At 71.8% G+C, this 19232-nt stretch carries 21 protein-coding genes and 5 tRNA genes; 7 read left to right on the plus strand and 19 right to left on the minus strand.

What is annotated here, in order from left to right; genetic code table 11:
- Positions 1-34 precede the first annotated feature (34 nt).
- A complete protein-coding gene (locus V5O46_RS15535) occupies positions 35-1804 on the minus strand; it encodes a DAK2 domain-containing protein (RefSeq protein ID WP_332885186.1) in 1770 nt (589 codons plus the stop codon).
- A 266-nt stretch (positions 1805-2070) separates the two neighbouring features.
- Here V5O46_RS15535 and rpmB point away from each other — a divergent pair, with 266 nt between their 5' ends.
- On the plus strand, positions 2071-2256 hold the full coding sequence (gene rpmB, locus V5O46_RS15540) for a 50S ribosomal protein L28 (RefSeq protein ID WP_003993230.1): 186 nt from the start codon (positions 2071-2073) through the stop codon (positions 2254-2256).
- A gap of 158 nt (positions 2257-2414) precedes the next feature.
- Here the strand turns inward: rpmB and thiD are convergent, their stop codons facing one another.
- Together thiD and V5O46_RS15550 are read right to left on the minus strand one after the other, a co-directional pair.
- Positions 2415-3212: a bifunctional hydroxymethylpyrimidine kinase/phosphomethylpyrimidine kinase gene (gene thiD, locus V5O46_RS15545; protein WP_332885187.1), complete on the minus strand. Its 798-nt coding sequence runs from the start codon at positions 3210-3212 to the stop codon at positions 2415-2417.
- Entirely contained in the window at positions 3209-4177 is a 969-nt protein-coding gene (locus tag V5O46_RS15550; protein ID WP_332885188.1) for a thiamine-phosphate kinase, read from the minus strand. Before V5O46_RS15550 ends, thiD begins: the two co-directional genes overlap by 4 nt.
- Positions 4178-4421: 244 nt before the next feature.
- On the opposite strand from V5O46_RS15550, the gene V5O46_RS15555 reads away from it, so the two are divergent.
- Positions 4422-4655: an Lrp/AsnC family transcriptional regulator gene (locus V5O46_RS15555; protein ID WP_053137604.1), complete on the plus strand. Its 234-nt coding sequence runs from the start codon at positions 4422-4424 to the stop codon at positions 4653-4655.
- Between the two features lie 223 nt (positions 4656-4878).
- Here the strand turns inward: V5O46_RS15555 and V5O46_RS15560 are convergent, their stop codons facing one another.
- The 3 genes from V5O46_RS15560 to V5O46_RS15570 all read right to left on the minus strand — a co-directional run bounded on the left by V5O46_RS15560 (position 4879) and on the right by V5O46_RS15570 (position 7956).
- Positions 4879-6036 (minus strand): D-alanine--D-alanine ligase family protein, encoded by a 1158-nt coding sequence (locus tag V5O46_RS15560; protein ID WP_332885189.1) that lies wholly within the window; start codon positions 6034-6036, stop codon positions 4879-4881.
- Between the two features lie 94 nt (positions 6037-6130).
- The gene (locus V5O46_RS15565) at positions 6131-7141 is read right to left on the minus strand and encodes an NAD(P)H-dependent glycerol-3-phosphate dehydrogenase (protein WP_332885190.1); all 1011 of its coding nucleotides are present in this window, start codon (positions 7139-7141) and stop codon (positions 6131-6133) included.
- Positions 7138-7956: a lysophospholipid acyltransferase family protein gene (locus V5O46_RS15570; RefSeq protein WP_332885191.1), complete on the minus strand. Its 819-nt coding sequence runs from the start codon at positions 7954-7956 to the stop codon at positions 7138-7140. The genes V5O46_RS15565 and V5O46_RS15570 overlap by 4 nt, the downstream gene beginning before the upstream one ends.
- 154 nt (positions 7957-8110) lie before the next feature.
- Here V5O46_RS15570 and cofC point away from each other — a divergent pair, with 154 nt between their 5' ends.
- Entirely contained in the window at positions 8111-8752 is a 642-nt protein-coding gene (gene cofC, locus V5O46_RS15575; RefSeq protein ID WP_332885192.1) for a 2-phospho-L-lactate guanylyltransferase, read from the plus strand.
- A 9-nt stretch (positions 8753-8761) separates the two neighbouring features.
- On the plus strand, positions 8762-8965 hold the full coding sequence (locus tag V5O46_RS15580; protein ID WP_332885193.1) for a hypothetical protein: 204 nt from the start codon (positions 8762-8764) through the stop codon (positions 8963-8965).
- A 135-nt stretch (positions 8966-9100) separates the two neighbouring features.
- On the opposite strand, the gene V5O46_RS15585 is transcribed toward V5O46_RS15580, so the two are convergent.
- The 4 genes from V5O46_RS15585 to leuC form a co-directional block, all read right to left on the minus strand.
- Positions 9101-9760: an HU family DNA-binding protein gene (locus tag V5O46_RS15585; RefSeq protein ID WP_332885194.1), complete on the minus strand. Its 660-nt coding sequence runs from the start codon at positions 9758-9760 to the stop codon at positions 9101-9103.
- Positions 9761-9896: 136 nt separating this feature from the next.
- Entirely contained in the window at positions 9897-10127 is a 231-nt protein-coding gene (locus V5O46_RS15590; protein ID WP_332885195.1) for an SCO5555 family protein, read from the minus strand.
- A gap of 265 nt (positions 10128-10392) precedes the next feature.
- The gene (gene leuD, locus V5O46_RS15595) at positions 10393-10986 is read right to left on the minus strand and encodes a 3-isopropylmalate dehydratase small subunit (RefSeq protein ID WP_332885196.1); all 594 of its coding nucleotides are present in this window, start codon (positions 10984-10986) and stop codon (positions 10393-10395) included.
- 6 nt (positions 10987-10992) lie between these two features.
- Positions 10993-12423, minus strand: a complete 1431-nt coding sequence (gene leuC, locus V5O46_RS15600) for a 3-isopropylmalate dehydratase large subunit (RefSeq protein ID WP_332885197.1) — start codon at positions 12421-12423, stop codon at positions 10993-10995.
- 196 nt (positions 12424-12619) lie between these two features.
- Here leuC and ndgR point away from each other — a divergent pair, with 196 nt between their 5' ends.
- Positions 12620-13336: an IclR family transcriptional regulator NdgR gene (gene ndgR / locus V5O46_RS15605; protein ID WP_332885198.1), complete on the plus strand. Its 717-nt coding sequence runs from the start codon at positions 12620-12622 to the stop codon at positions 13334-13336.
- Positions 13337-13450: 114 nt separating this feature from the next.
- On the opposite strand, the gene V5O46_RS15610 is transcribed toward ndgR, so the two are convergent.
- Positions 13451-13975, minus strand: a complete 525-nt coding sequence (locus V5O46_RS15610) for a DUF4188 domain-containing protein (RefSeq protein ID WP_332885199.1) — start codon at positions 13973-13975, stop codon at positions 13451-13453.
- Positions 13976-14057: 82 nt separating this feature from the next.
- Between V5O46_RS15610 and V5O46_RS15615 the strand changes: the two genes are divergently transcribed.
- Positions 14058-14702, plus strand: coding sequence for a MerR family transcriptional regulator (locus V5O46_RS15615; RefSeq protein WP_332885200.1), 645 nt, complete (start codon positions 14058-14060; stop codon positions 14700-14702).
- An 81-nt stretch (positions 14703-14783) separates the two neighbouring features.
- On the opposite strand, the gene V5O46_RS15620 is transcribed toward V5O46_RS15615, so the two are convergent.
- From V5O46_RS15620 to V5O46_RS15640, 5 genes are all read right to left on the minus strand, one after another.
- Positions 14784-14856, minus strand: a tRNA-Glu gene (locus V5O46_RS15620).
- A 28-nt stretch (positions 14857-14884) separates the two neighbouring features.
- Positions 14885-14956: transfer RNA gene (locus V5O46_RS15625), tRNA-Gln, on the minus strand.
- Positions 14957-14976: 20 nt separating this feature from the next.
- Positions 14977-15049 (minus strand) — tRNA-Glu (locus V5O46_RS15630).
- A gap of 29 nt (positions 15050-15078) precedes the next feature.
- Positions 15079-15151, minus strand: a tRNA-Glu gene (locus tag V5O46_RS15635).
- 21 nt (positions 15152-15172) lie between these two features.
- A tRNA-Gln gene (locus V5O46_RS15640) sits at positions 15173-15244 on the minus strand.
- Between the two features lie 467 nt (positions 15245-15711).
- Between V5O46_RS15640 and V5O46_RS15645 the strand changes: the two genes are divergently transcribed.
- A complete protein-coding gene (locus tag V5O46_RS15645) occupies positions 15712-15996 on the plus strand; it encodes a hypothetical protein (RefSeq protein ID WP_332885201.1) in 285 nt (94 codons plus the stop codon).
- A 60-nt stretch (positions 15997-16056) separates the two neighbouring features.
- Here the strand turns inward: V5O46_RS15645 and gltX are convergent, their stop codons facing one another.
- The 3 genes from gltX to V5O46_RS15660 form a co-directional block, all read right to left on the minus strand.
- Positions 16057-17541, minus strand: coding sequence for a glutamate--tRNA ligase (gene gltX, locus V5O46_RS15650; RefSeq protein ID WP_332885202.1), 1485 nt, complete (start codon positions 17539-17541; stop codon positions 16057-16059).
- A complete protein-coding gene (locus V5O46_RS15655) occupies positions 17534-18319 on the minus strand; it encodes a fumarylacetoacetate hydrolase family protein (protein ID WP_332885203.1) in 786 nt (261 codons plus the stop codon). The genes gltX and V5O46_RS15655 overlap by 8 nt, the downstream gene beginning before the upstream one ends.
- A 163-nt stretch (positions 18320-18482) precedes the next feature.
- Entirely contained in the window at positions 18483-18680 is a 198-nt protein-coding gene (locus V5O46_RS15660; RefSeq protein ID WP_332885204.1) for a hypothetical protein, read from the minus strand.
- Positions 18681-19232: the final 552 nt, after the last annotated feature.

A 19232-nucleotide genomic window follows, 5' to 3' on the forward strand; every position in this document is an offset into this window, starting at 1 on the left:
GCGCGCGTCGCCGCCGCCCGAGCCGAAACCGCTGCTACTCCACCCCGATGAGGAGCAGCGCCCCCTGCCGGCCGCCCCGGTACACCACGGTGTCCACGGCGAGGTAGGCCTCCCGGACCCGGGCCTGGAGCCGGTCGGCGGCGGCGGTGGGGGCACCGTCGCCGAGGACCAGGGTGACCAGCTCGCCGCCGGCCGAGAGCATCCGGTCCAGAACGGTCTCGGCGGTGGCGGTGACGTCCGGGCCGATCACGGCCACGTCGCCGTCGATGAGCCCGAGGACGTCCCCGGCCTGGCAGATGCCGGCCGTGGTCCACGACTGCCGTTCGGCGACGGTGACCTCGCCGTACCGGGTGGCGCCGGCCGCCGACGTCATCGAGACCACGTCCTCGTCGAACCGCCGGTCGGGTTCGTGCACGGCGAGGGCCGCGATGCCCTGGACCGCGGAGCGGGTCGGGATGAGGGCCACCCGGACGCCCTCCGTCCTGACCTGCTCGGCCGCCGCGGCGGCCGTGTGGCGCAGTTCGGCGTCGTTCGGCAGCAGCACGACCTCGCGCGCGTGGGCGCGCCGTACGGCCTCGACGAGCTCTCCGCTGGCGGGCGGCTCGCCGGGCCGGGCGAGCACCGTGGTCGCACCGGCCTCGGCGTACAGCCCGGCCAGGCCCTCGCCGGGCACCACGGCGACCACGGCCCGCCGGGCGCGCTCGGCCGGCTCCCGGGGCGGGCGCCCGGCGCCGGTGGTGTGCGCGTCGTCCTGCCCGAAGTGGGTGATCCGGATCCGGTACGGCCGCCCGGCCTCGACGCCGGCCTCCACGGCGGCGCCCGCGTCGTCGACGTGCACATGGACGTTCCACAGCCCGTCGCCGCCGACCACGACCAGGGAGTCGCCGAGGGCGTCGAGCCGCTCGCGCAGCCGGGCGACGGCCGGGTCCTCCGCCTCCAGGAGGTAGATCACCTCGAACGCCGGCCCGCCCGCGCCGCCGCAGGCACCCGCGTCGTCCGGGCCGAGCGCGGCGGGGGCGCCGTGCAGCGTGCCGCGCCCCACGCGCGCGTGGGGCGCGATTGCCGGCGCCTCACCCGTGAACGTCTCCAGCAGCGCCGCGAGCACGGTCACCAGGCCCTGCCCGCCCGCGTCGACCACGCCCGCACGCTCCAGGACGGGCAGCCGTCCGGGGGTCTCGGCGAGCGCTGCGCAGGCGCCCCGGTAGGCGGCACGGGCCACGGCTCCGCAGTCCTCCGCGGTGCCCTCACCGGTGTGGGCCGCGTCGGCGGCGGCCGAGGCGACCGTCAGGACGGTGCCCTCGACCGGGTGCGCCACCGCCTGCCTGGCGGAGTCGGCGGCGCGCCGCAGCGCCCGCCGCAGCCCTGCTCCGTCGGTGTGAGCGCCCTCGCCGTCGGCGGCCAGCACCTCGGCCATGCCGCGCAGCAGCTGCGCCAGGATCGTGCCGGAGTTGCCGCGGGCTCCGATCAGCGCCCCGTGCGCCATCGCCCGCGCGGCGTCGGCGAGGGAGGGACCGGACCGGGCGGGCGCCTGCTCCGCGCCGGGTCCGCCGGCCCTCGCCGACGGCTCCTCCGGCCCGTCCACCCCGTCGACCCCGTCCACCTCGTACGCGGCGAACACCGCCTCGACGGCGGCGGCCGCCGACTCCACGGTCAGGTAGAGGTTGGTGCCGGTGTCCCCGTCGGCGACCGGGTAGACGTTGATCGCGTCGATCTCCTCGCGCGCACGGCCGAGCGCCGCCAGCGCCAGGCCGCACCAGGTGCGCACCGCCAGAGCGTCGAGGAATCTCTGCGGCACCTGCGCCACCTGCGCCTCCCTGAGCTGCTGGACGTGCCACGCAGCGTAGACCGTGGGGCGGTGCCTGCCGGAAGAGGGCCGGGGCGGGCCCCGGTCCGCCATGGTAGTTTCGTTGTACGGACGCAGCCGTTGTATGCTGCTCCGGTTGCCCGATCCTGATCGGGCTTTCCCCTGGCACCGCCACTCAGGTCTCGAACCGTCCGCATGGACCGCAGATCTTGATCCCGGCATGCCGGGATCAACCGTAAGTGCATCTGAAGTCTTTGGAGTGACCCGTGGCTGCCAACTGCGACGTCTGCGGCAAGGGGCCGGGCTTCGGCAACAACATCTCGCACTCGCACCGCCGTACGTCCCGCCGCTGGAACCCGAACATCCAGCGTGTGCGTACCGTGGTCGGCGGGACGCCGAAGCGCGTGAACGCTTGCACCTCGTGCATCAAGGCCGGCAAGGTCTCGCGCTGACGCTCAGGAACAGCGCGCGGCCACTGCTGGTTCGCTGCGAAAGCCGGTCCACCTCGGGTGGGCCGGCTCTTTGCTGTGCCCGCCCGGTCCGTGGACCGGGCGGGCGTCGTCGGCACCGGGCGGACGTCCGCGGCACCGGGCACCCCGGCGCTGCGGAGTCAGCGGCTCCGCCCGAGCGCCCAGCCGTGATCGACCGGGCCGATGCCCGCGCCGAGCGGGAACCCGGACGCGATGGCCCCGGTGACGTACTCCTTGGCCGCCGCCACCGCCTCCGGCACGGGCCGCCCCTTCGCCAGGTGGGCGGCGATCGCGGAGGCCAGGGTGCAGCCGGTGCCATGGGTGTGCCGGTTGTCATGGCGCGGCGCCCGCAGCCAGTGCTCCTCGGCACCGTCGGTGAGCAGGTCGACGGCCTCGCCGGGCAGATGACCGCCCTTGATCAGCGCCCAGCGCGGACCGTACGCCAGCACTGCCGCGGCGGCGCGGCGCATCCCGTCCTCCGACTCGATCCGCACCCCGGCGAGTTGGGCCACCTCGTCCAGGTTCGGGGTGGCCACGGTGGCCAGCGGCAGCAGCTTCGTCCGCATCGAGTCCAGGGCGGAGGCCGCCAGCAGCGCGTCGCCGTGCTTGGAGACGCCGACCGGGTCGACGACGACCGGTGCGCCGGTGCCCGCGAGCAGTTCGGCGACCGCCTCCACCAGCTCCGCGGAGGCGAGCATGCCGGTCTTGACCGCCTGCACACCGATGTCGTCGACGACGCTGCGGTACTGGGCGCGGACCGCTTCCACCGGCAGCTCCCAGGCGCCCTGCACGCCCAGTGAGTTCTGCGCGGTCACCGCGGTGAGCACGCTCATCCCGTGCACACCGAGCGCCAGCATGGTCTTGAGGTCGGCCTGGATCCCGGCGCCCCCGCCGGAGTCGGACCCGGCCACCGTCAGCACCCTCGGCGGCGCGCTCACGACTCGATCTCCCCGCCGAAGTGGTCCCAGCCGCCCTTGCTGGTCCACGGCGCCCCGTCGACGGTCACCTGGGGCAGCGCCGACGGGTTGAGGACCTCGCCGATCACCTTCCAGCGGGCGGGCAGCTTCACGTCCGGCGGGAAGGTCGCGACGATGGCGTGGTCCTCTCCCCCGGTCAGCACCCATTGCATCGGGTCGACGCCGACGGCCTGGCCGATGTCGTTCATCTGGGACGGGATGTCGATCGCGCCGGAGCGGATGTCGATCCGGACCTTGCTGGCCTCGGCGATGTGGCCCAGGTCTGCGATCAGCCCGTCGCTCACGTCGCACATCGCGGTGGCCCCGAGCCCGGCGGCGGCTGGACCCGCGTGGTACGGCGGCTCCGGGCGGCGGTGCGCCTCGACGAAGGCGCGCGGCGAGCGGAAGCCGCGGGACAGCACCGCGAACCCGGCGGCGGACCAGCCCAGCCAGCCGGTCACCGCGACGAGATCGCCGGGCTGGGCGCCGGCCCGGGTCACCGGCTCCTGGTTGCGCAGATCGCCGAGGGCGGTGATGGACACGGTGATGGTGTCGCCGCGGACCACGTCGCCGCCGACCACGGAGGCGCCGGCGACCTGGCACTCGTCGCGCAGCCCGTCCATCAGCTCGGTCGGCCAGGTCACCGGCAGTTCGGCGGGCACCACCAGGCCGAGCAGCAGTGCGGTCGGCACGGCGCCCATGGCGGCGATGTCGGCGAGGTTCTGGGCCGCCGCCTTGCGGCCCACGTCGTAGGCGGTGGACCAGTCGCGGCGGAAGTGCCGGCCCTCCACCAGGATGTCGGTGCTGGCCACCACCCGGCGGTCGGGGGCGGCGACCACTGCGGCGTCGTCGCCGGGGCCCACCCGGACCGCCGGGGTGGCCGTGAGACGGGAGGTGAGCTCCCTGATGAGCCCGAACTCCCCGAGCTCACCAACCGTGCCCTTCATTGCCCTACTCCCCTTCCGGCCCGGTCCGTGCCCGGTCGCGCGTCATGTGTGTCCTCGCTACGGTCGAAGTGACCGCTGTGGTCGATGCGACCATCACCGCAGTCGCCCCGGCCGTCAACTCCCGTCGTCCTCGCACCCCGGCGCGCGAGTCGCGCACCCCACGGGTCTCCCCGCGGCACGCGGCGACGCGATACCGTGGCGTTCCTTCTCCCCCCATGATCCTTGTGGCCGCCCTGGAGGTTCCGTGGTACAGGCGTACATCCTGATCCAGACGGAGGTCGGCAAGGCGTCGACCGTCGCAGAGACGATCAGCAAGATCCCCGGGGTGATCCAGGCCGAGGACGTCACCGGACCCTACGACGTCATCGTGCGCGCCCAGTCCGACACCGTCGACGACCTGGGTCGCATGGTGGTTGCCAAGGTCCAGCAGGTGGACGGCATCACCCGCACCCTGACCTGCCCGGTCGTCCATCTCTGACCCCCGTCTGCCCGTTCGGCGGTGGCTGTCCGCGTCACCGCAGACGACGGTGCGGCGGCCGCGGTTCCCGGCCCTGGCACACCCGGTGCGAAGGTCACGAAGCTGTGGCGGAACCCGGACCCGGCGGTCTCGGAACCCGCTGATCATACTGCGGCCGCGGCGGAGCGGCGGGCGCGCGAAGAAGGCGGTCCCCGAGGGGACCGCCTTCCTTGCTCCGCGAGGGTCAGCGCAGGCCTGTCGACCGGCGCAGTGCGGCCTGCACCAGCCGGTCCACCAGCTCCGGGTAGCTCACCCCGCTGGCCTGCCACATCTGCGGGTACATCGAGATCGGGGTGAAGCCGGGCAGCGTGTTGATCTCGTTGATCACGAACTCGCCGTCCTCGGTGAGGAAGAAGTCCGCGCGGACCAGGCCCTCGCAGGAGGCCGCGTCGAACGCCTCGACCGCGAGCCGCTGCACCTCGGCGGTCTCCTCGGGCGTGAGCGGCGCGGGCACCACGCCGGGCGTGGAGTCGATGTACTTGGCCTCGAAGTCGTAGTACGCGTGCGCCTCGGGCGGCGGGATCTCGGCGGGTACGGAGGCCCGCGGGCCGTCCTCGAACTCCAGCACCCCGCACTCGATCTCGCGACCGCGCAGCGCCGCCTCCACGAGGATCTTCGGGTCGTGACGCTGTGCCTCGGCGACCGCCTCGTCGAGGCCGGCGAGATCGTCGACCTTGGTGATGCCGATCGAGGATCCCGCGCGCGCGGGCTTCACGAACAGCGGCAGGCCGTGCTCACCGGCGAAGTCGACGATCTTCCTGCGGGCGGCGGAACGGTCCTGCTCCCACTCGCGGGGCCGGATCACCACGTACGGGCCGACCTTGAGCCCGAAGGAGGTGAAGACCCGCTTCATGTACTCCTTGTCCTGGCCGACGGCGGAGGCGAGCACGCCCGAACCCACGTAGGGCACGCCGGACAGCTCCAGCAGGCCCTGCAGGGTGCCGTCCTCGCCGTACGGGCCGTGCAGCACCGGGAAGACCACGTCGACCTCGCCGAGCGCCTTGGGCACCGATCCGGGCTCGCTGTAGACGACTTCGCGGTCGGCCGGGTCGACGGGGAGCACCACGCCGCCCTCGGTGGACTCGGCGAGCTGGTCGACGCTGGGGGTGCGCCGGTCGGTGATCGCCATCCGTTCCGGTTCGTCGGCGGTGAGGGCCCAGCGGCCGTCCTGGGTGATGCCGATCGGCAGGACGTCGTACCGGGTCCGGTCGATGGCCGCGAGGACGGCGCCGGCGGTGACCACGGAGATCCCGTGTTCGGAGCTGCGCCCGCCGAACACGACGGCCACACGCGGCTTGCGAGGCGGCGGCTCGGGGCTCTGGGGGAGGTTCTCGGTGCTCATATCGCGATGAGCGTACCCGCCCGTAGGGCCCCTAGACAGCGTCGGCACGGCGGAAGCACCCCGCAGGCCCAATGGCCGGCCGGGGCGGGGTCGCTCAGCGTCGTTCGGGCTTCGCGCTGCGCGACATCAGCTCCTTGAGCGCCACCACCGGGGGCTTGCTCTCGTGCACGATGCCGACGACCGTCTCGGTGATCGGCATGTCCACACCGTGCCGCCGGGCCAGGTCCAGCACCGACTCGCAGGACTTGACCCCCTCGGCGGTCTGCCTGGTGACCGCGATGGTCTCGTCCAGGGTCATGCCCTTGCCGAGGTTGGTGCCGAAGGTGTGGTTGCGGGACAGCGGCGAGGAGCAGGTCGCCACCAGGTCGCCCAGACCCGCGAGTCCGGAGAAGGTCAGCGGGTCGGCGCCGAGCGCGACTCCGAGGCGGGTCGTCTCGGCCAGGCCGCGGGTGATGAGGGAGCCCTTGGCGTTGTCGCCGAGGCCCATGCCGTCCGCGATGCCGACGGCGAGGCCGATCACGTTCTTCACCGCGCCGCCCAGCTCGCAGCCGATGACGTCGGTGTTGGTGTAGGGGCGGAAGTACGGGGTGTGGCAGGCGGTCTGCAGCCGGCGGGCGACGGTCTCGTCGGGGCAGGCGACCACGGCGGCGGCGGGCATCCGCGCGGCGATCTCCCGGGCCAGGTTGGGGCCGGTGACCACGGCGATGCGGTCGGGGCCGACCTTGGCAGCGTCCTCGATCACCTCGCTCATCCGCATCGCGGAGCCGAGCTCGACGCCCTTCATCAGCGAGACCAGGACGGTGCGGGGGGCCAGCAGCGGCGCCCAGTCGGCGAGGTTGCCGCGCAGCGTCTGGGAGGGCACGGCGAGGACGGTGAAGTCGGCGCCGGCCGCGGCCTCGGCGGCGTCGGTGGTGGCCCGGAGGTTCTCGGGCAGTTCGACGCCGGGCAGGTAGTCCGGGTTGGTGCGGGTGGAGTTGACGGCGTCGGCCAGTTCGGGGCGGCGTCCCCACAGGGTGACCTCGCACCCCGCGTCGGCGAGGACCATGCCGAAGGCGGTGCCCCACGATCCGGTGCCGAAGACGGCCGCCTTGACGGGGTTGCTCACGTGCCCTGCCCTTCTGCCTGTTTCCCGTGCATCTGCGTCCGGTCCTGCTCCCCGGCCCGGGTCCGTTCGTGGGTCTGCGTCTGCGCCTGGGTGCGGCGCCGCTGCTCGATGCGCTCCCGGCGCGGGTCGTAGGGGGTGTCCGGCGCCTTCTCGCCGCGGATCTCCTCCAGCTGGCGGGTGATGGCGGCCATGATCACCTCGGTGGCCTCCTTCAGCACCTCCGCAGTCATCTCCTGGCCATAGAACCGGGAGAGGTCGACCGGCGGACCGGCCTGCACACGGTGGGTCTTGCGCGGCAGCAGGTTCGGCTTCTTCGCGTAGGGCGGCAGCAGTTCGTTGCAGCCCCACTGGGCGACCGGGATGACCGGGCACCTGGTCTGCAGGGCGACGCGCGCGGCCCCCGTCTTGGCGGTCATGGGCCAGCCGTCCGGGTCGCGGGTGAGGGTGCCCTCGGGGTAGAAGGCGACGCACTCGCCGCGCTCCACGGCGTCGATGGCGGCCCGGAAGGCGCTGAGCGCGTCCGTGCTCTCCCGGTAGACGGGGATCTGCCCGGTGCCCCGCATCGCGGCGCCCACGAACCCCTTCCTGAAAAGGCCGCTCTTCGCCAGGAATCGCGGCACCCGTCCGGTGTTGTACTGGAAGTGCGCGTACGCGAAGGGGTCGATGTGCGAATTGTGGTTCACGGCGGTGATAAATCCGCCGTCGGCCGGAATGTTTTCCACTCCCCGCCAGTCCCGCTTGATCAGAACCACCAGCGGCGGTTTGCAGATCACCGCGGCGAAGCGGTACCAGAAGCCGATTCTGCGGCGGGGCACGCGGACACCTTCCTCTAGGGCCTGGACGGGGCCGGGGGGCCGCACAAGTGTCGCCCCGAGCCGCCGGTCTGTCGAGAACACGGTACGCCCCGGCCGCGCGGTTGCCGGATGCCCCGGGGGACAATGGCCGCGACAAGGGAGGGACGGAACACTCGTGCAGTGGACCCTGGTCGTGCCGGTGAAGCCCTTGGCCCGGGCCAAGAGCAGACTGGCGGACACGGCGGACGACGGGGTGCGGCCGAGTCTCGCGCTGGCGTTCGCCCTGGACACGGTGGCGGCGGCGCTGGCCTGCCCGGCGGTCGCGGATGTGGCGGTCGTCACGGGCGACGGCCGGGCCGGCCGGGCACTGGCCGCGCTGGGCGCCGGTCTCGTCACGGACGAACCGGCCGCCGGAGGTCTGAACGCGGCGCTCGCCCACGCGGCCCGCGCCGTCCGCGGATCGCACCCGAAAAGTCCCGTGGCGGCGCTGAACGCCGACCTTCCGGCACTTCGCCCGACGGAATTGGCACGGGTACTCGAGGCGGCCGGAAAATTCCCGCGCGCATTTCTCGCGGACGCCGCCGGGATCGGCACGACTTTGCTGACCGCCGCCCCGGGGCACGATCTGGGCCCGGCTTTCGGTGCGGACTCCCGGGACCGCCACCGCACCGGCGGGGCGGTGGAACTGGCCCTCGACTCGGTGGATTCGGTTCGGCAGGACGTCGACACCGGTGCGGATCTGCGGGCGGCGCTGGCTCTGGGGGTGGGGGCGCATACGGCCGCTGCCGCCGCGCGGTTGCTGATCCCCGAGCAGTAGGCTGCCGTCATGCAGGCGACCGCATACACGTACGACCCGGACAGCCGCAGCGGGCAGGTGCTGCTCGACGACGGCACTCCCGTGCCCTTCGACGCGGCGGCGTTCGACGCGGGCGGCCTGCGGCTGCTGCGGCCGGGGCAGCGGGTGCGCATCGAGACCGAGGGGGAGGGCGAGGGGCGCCGGATCACGCTGGTGACCCTGCAGACGCTCTGACCGGCCGGCGGCGGCCGTGACCGGCCCGCGGGGGCCGCGGTCGTCCCGGGCCGGAGGGTGTCCGGACAGGCCGCGGGCCGGGCTCCGTGCGGGAGTCCGGCCCGGCGTGTGAGTGCCCCTGTGCGCTGCCGCCTGCTACTTCTTGCGGGCGGTGGCCTTCTTGGCGGTGGTCTTGCGCGCCGTCGACTTCTTGGCGGGCGCCTTCTTGGCCGTGGCCTTCTTGGCCGGGGCCTTCTTCGCGGTGGCCTTCTTGGCCGTGGTGGCCTTCTTCGCCGCCGCGGTCTTCTTGGTGGCGGCCTTCTTGGCCGTGGTGGCCTTCTTCGCCGCCGTCTTCTTCGCGGCGGTGGTCTTCTTCGCCACGGCCTTCTTCGCCGCCGTGGTCTTCTTGGCGGCGGCCTTCTTGGCCGTGGTCTTCTTGGCGGCGGCCTTCTTGCCCGCGGCCTTGGCGATCGTGGGCGTCGGGCCGGAGAGGCTGCCCTTGGGTGCCTTCTTCACCGCGATGTCGTGCTTCGGGAGCTTCTTCGAGCCGCTGACCAGGTCCTTGAAGCCCTGCCCCGCGCGGAAGCGCGGTACCGAGGTCTTCTTGACCCGAACCCGCTCGCCCGTCTGAGGGTTGCGGGCGTAGCGGGCGGGGCGGTCCACCTTCTCGAAGGAACCGAAGCCGGTGACCGAGACCCGGTCGCCGCCGACCACCGCGCGGACGATGGCGTCCAGTACCGCGTCGACGGCGTCGGCGGCCTGCTGCCGCCCGCCCATCTTGTCGGCAATCGCTTCTACGAGCTGCGCCTTGTTCACGTCTTCCCCTTCGGAGACCTTGCCAGAACGAGAATGTTCAAGCTTTTTCGCACGTTAGGCAGATATATACCGCAAATCAAACACGAAACGGGCTAATCACCCTTGTGCCGCAACGGACTCGACCGTCTTCGCGCGCTCAGCGCTCCTCGTCAGGGAGCCGACCCGCGTCGAGATCGGCCGTGAACCGCTCCAGCCGCCTTGCCGCATCGGCGAGATCGTGCTTGGCCGCGGCCGTAATGACCAGCAGCTTCCGGGTCAGCGCCATCCGTACGCCCTCCGGGACTTGCAGTGCGCGCACCTTCGCGTGCGCTTCCTTGAGCCGGACCGCGACCGCCTCATAGAGCTCGAGTTGGCCGTCGTGTTCCATGCACAGATTGTGCCATCTGGGGCGAGTTGTCGCCTGCGCAGGGGGCAACTGGCGGCCCGGACAGCCCGCCGGGCCACCGTCGCGGGCCGCCGCACCGGCCGCGGCCACCGGCGCAACCACCACTGTGACATGGGAAGTTGGCGTCTTGCCGGGCCACCCGCGCGAGCGACGGGACGCAAAGAAGGCTGTACCCCCGATCGGGCCGATCGGGGGTACAGCCGGGGTGTTGGGGTGGCCGAAACTCGACCGTGCGCGAGGTCTGCGGTCAGGCCTGGACCGTCCGGGGCTTGAAGGAGGGGCGGCGTGCCTCGTACGCGGCGATGTCGGCCTCGTTCTGCAGCGTGATCGAGATGTCGTCGAGGCCGTTCAGCAGCCGCCAGCGGGAGTTCTCGTCCAGCTCGAAGGAGGCGGTGATGCCCTCGGCGCGCACCTCGCGAGCCTGCAGGTCGACGGTGATCCCCACCTGCGGGTCGGCTTCGGTGAGCTCCCACAGCGCGTCCACGGTCCGCTGCTCCAGCACCACCGTGAGCAGGCCGTTCTTCAGCGAGTTGCCGCGGAAGATGTCGGCGAAGCGGGAGGAGATCACGGCCTGGAAGCCGTAGTTCTGCAGCGCCCAGACGGCGTGCTCACGGGAGGAGCCGGTGCCGAAGTCGGGGCCGGCCACCAGGACGGTGGCGCCCTCCCGCTCGGGCCGGTTGAGCACGAACTCCGGATCCTTGCGCCAGGCCTCGAACAGCCCGTCCTCGAACCCGTCCCGGGTCACCTTCTTGAGCCAGTGGGCGGGGATGATCTGGTCGGTGTCGACGTTGCTGCGGCGCAGCGGGACGGCCCGGCCGGTGTGCGTGGTGAATGCTTCCATGGCTGTTCAGACTCCAGCGGGCGTCGGGGCGTCGGCGGCGGTGAGGTCGGCCGGGGCGGCCAGGTGACCCAGGACCGCGGTGGCGGCGGCGACCTGCGGGGACACCAGGTGGGTGCGTCCGCCCTTGCCCTGCCGGCCCTCGAAGTTGCGGTTGGACGTGGAGGCGGAGCGCTCGCCCGGGGCCAGCTGGTCGGGGTTCATGCCCAGGCACATGGAGCAGCCCGCGTGCCGCCATTCGGCGCCGGCCTCCTTGAAGACCACGTCCAGGCCCTCGGAGACGGCCTGCAGACCGACCCGCGCGGAGCCGGGGACGACCAGCATCCGTACGCCGTCGGCGACTTTGCGGGACCTGAGGATGTCGGCGGCGGCGCGCAGGTCCTCGATGCGCCCGTTGGTGCAGGAACCTACGAAGACGGTGTCCACCTTGATGGAGCGCAGCGGCTGCCCGGCCGCCAAGCCCATGTACTCCAGGGCCTTTTCGGCGGCGAAGCGCTCCGAAGCGTCTTCGTACGAAGCGGGGTCGGGGACGGCGGCCGAAAGCGGTGCCCCCTGCCCCGGGTTGGTGCCCCAGGTGACGAACGGTGCCAGCTCGGTGGCGTCGATGACGACCTCGGCGTCGAACTCGGCGTCGTCGTCCGTGCGCAGCGTCTTCCAGTACGCGACCGCGGCGTCCCACTCCTCGCCCTGCGGGGCGTGCGGGCGGCCCTTGAGGTAGGCGAACGTGGTCTCGTCGGGGGCGATCATGCCCGCGCGGGCACCGGCCTCGATCGACATGTTGCAGATGGTCATCCGCGCCTCCATCGAGAGCTTCTCGATGGCCTCGCCGCGGTACTCCAGGACGTAGCCCTGGCCGCCGCCGGTGCCGATCCGCGCGATGATCGCCAGGATCAGGTCCTTGGCGGTGACGCCGTCGGGCAGCTCGCCGTCGACCGTGATCGCCATGGTCCTCGGGCGGGTCATGGGCAGCGTCTGGGTGGCCAGCACATGCTCGACCTGCGAGGTGCCGATGCCGAAGGCCAGCGCGCCGAAGGCACCGTGCGTGGAGGTGTGCGAGTCGCCGCAGACCACGGTGGTGCCGGGCTGGGTCAGGCCCAGCTGCGGGCCGACGACGTGCACGACGCCCTGCTCGACGTCGCCCAGCGGGTGCAGCCGGACGCCGAACTCGGCGCAGTTCTTGCGCAGCGTCTCCAGCTGGGCCCGGGAGACCGGGTCCGCGATGGGCTTGTCGATGTCGAGCGTCGGGGTGTTGTGGTCCTCGGTGGCGATGGTGAGGTCGAGCCGGCGCACGCTCCGGCCGCTCTTGCGGAGGCCGTCGAAGGCCTGCGGGCTGGTCACCTCGTGCAGCAGGTGCAGATCGATGAAGAGGAGATCGGGCTCGCCCTCGGCGCGCCGGACGACATGGTCGTCCCAGACCTTCTCCGCGAGTGTCCTACCCATCGCTTTCCCTCCGGCCGGCGAACGTGCGCCGACCCAACTAGAGATCTTGATCAGGCGTCGCCGGCGCCCCGGGATCCGGGCGTCCGCCGCCAGGCCCTCACGTCCACGGGCCGTTGTGACTTCGTGACACCAAGGGTGGCGCGTTCCACGGAAAATTGAACTTGCGTTTCACAGAGTGAGACGCAAGTATCGTTGCATGGACAACAGTAGCGGCGTCGGCGTTCTGGACAAGGCGGCACTCGTCCTCAGCGCTCTGGAGTCCGGTCCGGCCACCCTCGCGGGTCTGGTCGGTGCCACCGGACTGGCACGACCCACGGCCCACCGCCTGGCCGTGGCACTGGAGCACCACCGCATGGTGGCGCGCGACATGCAGGGCCGGTTCATCCTCGGCCCGCGCCTGTCCGAGCTCGCGGCGGCAGCGGGCGAGGACCGGCTGCTGGCCACGGCCGGCCCGGTGCTCACCCACCTCCGCGATGTCACGGGCGAGAGCGCACAGCTCTACCGCCGCCAGGGCGACATGCGCATCTGTGTCGCCGCGGCGGAGCGGCTGTCCGGCCTGCGGGACACGGTCCCGGTCGGTTCGACGCTCACCATGAAGGCAGGTTCCTCGGCGCAGATCCTCATGGCCTGGGAGGAGCCGGAGCGCCTGCACCGCGGTCTGCAGGGTGCCCGCTTCACGGCGACGGCCCTGTCGGGCGTACGGCGCCGGGGCTGGGCCCAGTCCATCGGCGAGCGGGAGCCCGGTGTGGCCTCCGTCTCCGCGCCGGTGCGCGGCCCGTCCAACCGCGTGGTGGCGGCGGTCTCGGTCTCGGGCCCCATCGAGCGGCTGACCCGGCACCCGGGGCGGATGCACGCCCAGGCGGTCATCGACGCCGCCGGCCGTCTCTCCGAGGCGCTGCGCCGCTCGGGCTGACGCCGTGCACCGGGACGGGCCGCCTCAACGCCGCGGCGGGCCCTCCCCCGGCCGGCCCGGGGACGCCCTGGGCCCCCGCTCCGGCCTCCGCGCCCCCGCCCCGCATCTCCTGCCTCACGACCCCTCGGACACCGCAGCCTTCGCCGACCGGTACCCGAACCGGTCCCGCGCCCGCCGTCCGCGGCGCTCGACCGGCACCTGCCCGTGCGCCGCAGCCAGGCCGAAGGCGGGCATGTCCGCATAGATCGCCTCGTACGACCCCTCGGGCACCACGTACGCCTCGTGCCACAGCCCGACGTGCCCGCGCACCTTTCCCGCCCGCTCCTTGCGGTTGATGACCGCCCAGGCCCGGTGGTGGAACATGTCGGGCGAGTGGGCGTACCGGTAGAGCTTCTCCTTCGACTCCCAGTACTGGACGACGTAGTACGTCCGCGGCGAGGCGGTGAGCAGCACATGTCCGAGCAGGCCGCGCTCGGGGTCCCGGGCCAGCTCGCGCAGCATCCGCGGCATGGCCCAGAACACCGGCAGCCAGTGGTGCACCGCCCAGAAGCGGTTGATGCGCATGCCGATCAGCAGGACGACCACGTCTCCCTCGGCGTCGGCGGTGGTACGGCCGGTGATGACGGTTCTGCGCGGCATGACATCCCCTCTTGTTGGTGAGCGGCACTCTCCAAGTGCGCCATGCTTGGATAGTGCCGTTGTCCGAGAAGGGGCGCAAGGGATGCGGCTGGCCGAGCTGAGCAAGCGCAGCGGTGTGTCCACCGCGACGATCAAGTACTACCTGCGCGAGGGCCTGTTGGCTCCGGGCCGGCGGGTCAACGCGACGACGGCCGAGTACGACGCGGGGCATCTGCGGCGGCTGCGGCTGGTGCGGGCGCTGATCCAGGTGGGCGGGGTGCCGGTGGCGACGGCGCGGCAGGTGCTGGCGCACGTGGACGACGAGTCGCTGGGCCGCACGATGCGGCTGGGCGCGGCACTGTGGGCGCTGCCGCAGGATCCGGAGCCGGACCAGGCGGATCCGGCGGTGGCCGCTGCGCGCGCAGAGGTGGACCGGCTGCTGGGGACGGTGGGCTGGGAGCGTGCACGGGAGCTCGCCCCGCTCTCCCCCGTGCACCGGTCGCTGGTGACGGCGGTGGCCGCGCTGCGCCGGCTGGGCTACCCGGTGGACGCCGAACTGATGGCGCCGTACGCGGAGTTGATGCAGCGGGTGGCCCGGCAGGATCTGGATCTGCTGCAGTCGTACGCCTCGGAGGCGGAGCGGGTGGAGGCGGCGGTGGCCGCGGCGGTGCTGTTCGAGCCGGTGCTGCGGGCGTTGCACCGGCTGGCTCAGGAGGAGGAGTCGGCGCGGCGGTTCGGCATCGAGTGAGCGGCACGGCACCCGGCGGGCCGTCGGTGGAAGCCGAACGCGGAAAGCCCCCCGCTTGAGGCGGGGGGCTTTCCGATCGCGTACCCCCGACCGGATTCGAACCGGCGCTACCGCCTTGAGAGGGCGGCGTGCTAGGCCGCTACACAACGGGGGCGTGGACACTGCGTTTCCGCAGGTCCGAGCTGGTCTACCTGGACTCGAACCAAGACTAACTGAACCAGAATCAGCCGTGCTGCCAATTACACCATAGACCAATGTGGTTTAGACCAGTCAGTACCCCCGACCGGATTCGAACCGGCGCTACCGCCTTGAGAGGGCGGCGTGCTAGGCCGCTACACAACGGGGGCCCTAGCGATCACCTCGTGAGAGATCACCGTACCCCCGACCGGATTCGAACCGGCGCTACCGCCTTGAGAGGGCGGCGTGCTAGGCCGCTACACAACGGGGGCTTTGCAGATAAGCTCTGCGAGCTGGCCTACCTGGACTCGAACCAAGACTAACTGAACCAGAATCAGTCGTGCTGCCAATTACACCATAGGCCACTGGAACGCAAGCCCCGGAGGGGATCTTGTTCTAGTAGTGCGCTCCCGGTTACCGGCCTTCCGGCCCGCTCCCCGGCGGCGCAGGAAGAACATTACCCGAAGGTGGACGGGGCTCCAAAACGGGTATCGCCACCGAGGAGCGCGGGGAGTTCGGCGAGCGACGCGATCCGCCGCGGCCCGGCCGTCGGCCTTCGGACGGCCCTCGGCGCGGGCGACCTCCCGCGGGACGGGGCGGAGGGCGTCGCAGGCGGCGGGGAAGGGACCCGCCCCGGGCCTGGAGACGGGCCGCCTCGGCGGCGCCCAGCACGCTCTCGAACCGGTCGCGGGCGCCGAGGGACGCGCGGCTCGCGTTCCTGGACGGTGCGGCCGGAGCCGCACGGCACCGCGCGCCGGCGGGTGACGGTGAGGCCGTCCGGTACGGGCAGGAGGCCCGGACGGCGGCGTGGCGCTGCTGGCACACTGGGGCCATGAGCGAGTACCGCGTCCAGTTCACCGTCGAGGCCCGCGCGACGTACGACGCCCTGCCCGACGAGCGCCGGGCCCAGCTGGACACGGCCGTGCGCATACTGGCGCGCGACCCGTTCCGGAAGACCTCGACCGCGCAGCTCGGCCCGGACGAGCACCTGCGCAAGGCGTACGTCGCCCCCGGCGTGATGCTGGAGTACATGGTGGCCGGCGCGATCATGGTCGTCGTGGTACTGGAGATCTTCGACGAGAGCGCCTACCTGGTCGACGAAGCCGACGCACAGTGACCGACACACCGAGGGGCGGCACCCGGAGTTCCGGGTGCCGCCCCTCGGTTGTGCGTCAGGTCACGCAGCCAGTCTCCCCAGCGCCACGTCGATGCGGGCCAGCGCCCTCTCCTTGCCCAGGACCTCCAGGGACTCGAAGAGGGGCAGGCCGACCGTGCGGCCGGTGACGGCGACACGGACGGGGGCCTGTGCCTTGCCGAGCTTGAGGCCGTGTGCCTCGCCGGCGGCCAGGACGGCCTCCTTCAGGGACTCGGAGGACGACCAGTCGGCGGCGTCCAGCTTCTCCCGCGCCGTGCGCAGGAGCGCGTCCGAGCCCTCCTTCATCGCCTTGTTCCAGGACGCCTCGTCCTCGACCGGCTCCGGCAGGAACAGGAAGTCGACGTTGTCGGTGATCTCGGAGAGCGCCTTCAGGCGGGTCTGCGCATGCGGGGCGATCGCCTGCCACTTGGTCTCGTCGAAGTCCTCCGGCGCCCAGGGGGCGAAGGGGGCCTTCAGCCACGGGCGGCAGCGCTCGGTGAAGTCCTTGACGTCCAGCAGGCGGATGTGATCGCCGTTGATCGCCTCGCACTTCTTCAGGTCGAAGCGGGCCGGGTTGGGGTTGACATCGGAGATGTCGAAGGCCGCGACCATCTCGTCCATGGTGAAGATGTCCTGGTCGGCCGAGAGCGACCAGCCGAGCAGGGAGAGGTAGTTGAGCAGGCCCTCGGGGAGGAAGCCGCGCTCCCGGTAGAGGTTGAGGCTGGACTGCGGGTCGCGCTTGGAGAGCTTCTTGTTGCCCTCGCCCATCACATAGGGCAGATGGCCGAAGGCCGGGATCCCCTTGGCGATGCCCAGCTCGATCAGCGCCTTGTACAGCGCGATCTGGCGCGGGGTGGAGGAGAGCAGGTCCTCGCCGCGCAGGATGTGGGTGATCTCCATCAGGGCGTCGTCGACGGGGTTGACCAGCGTGTACAGCGGGGCGCCGTTGGCGCGGACGATGCCGTAGTCGGGAACGTTCTCCGGGGTGAAGGTCAGTTCGCCGCGGACCAGGTCGGCGAAGGTGATCGTCTCGTCGGGCATCCGGAAGCGGACGATCGGCTCACGGCCCTGGGCCCGGTACTCCTCGACCCGGGCGGCGGTGAGCTCACGGCAGTGGCCGTCGTAGCCGGACGGGCGACCGGCGGCGCGGGCGGCCTCGCGGCGGCTGTCCAGCTCCTCCTGGGAGCAGTAGCAGTGGTAGGCGTGGCCGGCATCGAGGAGCCTGGCCGCGACGTCCTTGTAGAGGTCCATGCGCTGCGACTGGCGGTACGGCGCGTGCGGGCCGCCGACCTCGGGGCCCTCGTCCCAGTCGAAGCCCAGCCAGCGCATCGAGTCGAGCAGCTGCCGGTACGACTCCTCGGAGTCGCGGGCCGCGTCGGTGTCCTCGATACGGAAGACCAGGGTGCCGCCGTGGTGCCGGGCGAACGCCCAGTTGAACAGGGCGGTGCGGACCAGGCCCACATGGGGGTTGCCGGTCGGCGACGGGCAGAAACGGACGCGGACGGGAGAGGCGGGTGCGCTAGCCACGCTTGACAACCTTGTTGGTGAGAGTGCCGATGCCTTCGATGGTGACGGCGACCTCGTCGCCGACGTTGAGGGGGCCGACCCCTGCCGGGGTGCCGGTGAGGATCACGTCGCCCGGGAGCAGCGTCATGGCCTCGGAGATGTTGACGACCAGGTCCTCGATGGAGTGGATCATCTCGCTGGTGCGGCCGAGCTGGCGCTGCTGTCCGTTGACGGTGAGCTGGATCGTCAGGTCGGACGCGGCGGTCAGGCCGAGGTCCGTCTGCACCCAGGGGCCGAGCGGGCATGCGGTGTCGAAGCCCTTGGCCCGGGCCCACTGCTTCTCGCGCCTCTGGATGTCGCGGGCGGTGACGTCGTTGGCGCAGGTGTAGCCGAGGATCACGTCGCCGACGCGGTCGCGCGGGACCTCGCGGCACATCCGGCCGATCACGACGGCGAGCTCGGCCTCGTGGTGCAGTTCCTCGGAGAAGGAGGGGTACTGGATCTCGTCACCGGGGCCGATGACCGAGGTCGACGGCTTGAGGAAGGCGAACGGGGCGTCGGGCACCTCGTTGCCGAGTTCGCGGGCGTGCTCGGCGTAGTTGCGGCCGAAGGCGACCACCTTGTTCGGGAGAACCGGCGGCAGCAGCCGCACCTTGCTGAGCGGGACCTTGGTGCCGGAGAGCTCGAAGTCCGCGAACGGGATGCCCTTGATGATGTCGAGGACGAGCTCGTCCGGCTGGTCGCCCTCGACCGCGCCGAAGGCGACGTTGCCGTCGATGGAGAACCTGGCGATGCGCACGGGTTGCTTGGCCCCTTGACTGAAGCGGCTGGAGTCTGACGCTCCAGGCTAACGCGGCAGGAGACGGGCGCCTCGCTGAACACCTGGCGGGTGGCGGACGTACTACCGGTCGGAGGATGCAGGGGGTCTACCGGCAGCGGCAGTACGCGGCCAGGAGGGCGTACTACTCTGCGGCGAGGGCCGCGACGGGGATCTCCATCAGGACGGTGCGCCGGGGGTTGGCGGTCTGGGCGGGGAGCTCGACGGGGTGCTCCGGGTGCTCCGGGTGCTCCGGGGTCCACAGGTCGTCGGCGTCGTCCAGGTGGGCCAGCGTCGTGCGGCGCGGATTCGCGATCTGGTGGAACATCATCGTCGTCTTCACGGTTGTACGAGACCTTTGGTCAGAGTGGCGCTTCCTGTAAAGCGTCAGGCTAAACACGCGCTTCCCCGCCGATCGCGGCAGGTCCCGCGTTCTGGGTGTGAGTTTGCTCACTCCCCGAGGATCAAATCGGTCAATTCAGACCTGCAGTGCACCGCAACGAAACGGACATTGGACCACTGAAGCCCGCATTCCGCTCCTGATCATGGCGACTGGGACACCGCGCGCCCGGCGACGACTCGCGGAATTACGTCCGGTTTGCGGGAGATCACTTTCTACGGCCGGTGACTCGCTCCTCACGTCGTGTCACGGATGTCACGGCCTGGCTCGCGGGCCTTGTTGGAGATCCGGCACTGTGCTGGAATTCCACGGACCGCCGCAGGATCGAGCCGGCGCACAGGGGGCGCAGAGAAGCGCCGAGAGTGGCGGCACGAAGGGGGAAGCCAGCGCCGGTCACCTACGACCACCACGGGGGCGAATTCAGGGCGCCCCTATGACGCCGACACCGTGTCTTGCCGTTCGCGCGGCGAGGCGCCTGGTCCAGAGGTTGCGACG

The sequence above is a fragment of the Streptomyces poriticola genome (genome assembly GCF_036689765.1).
GTDB lineage: Bacteria > Actinomycetota > Actinomycetes > Streptomycetales > Streptomycetaceae > Streptomyces > Streptomyces poriticola.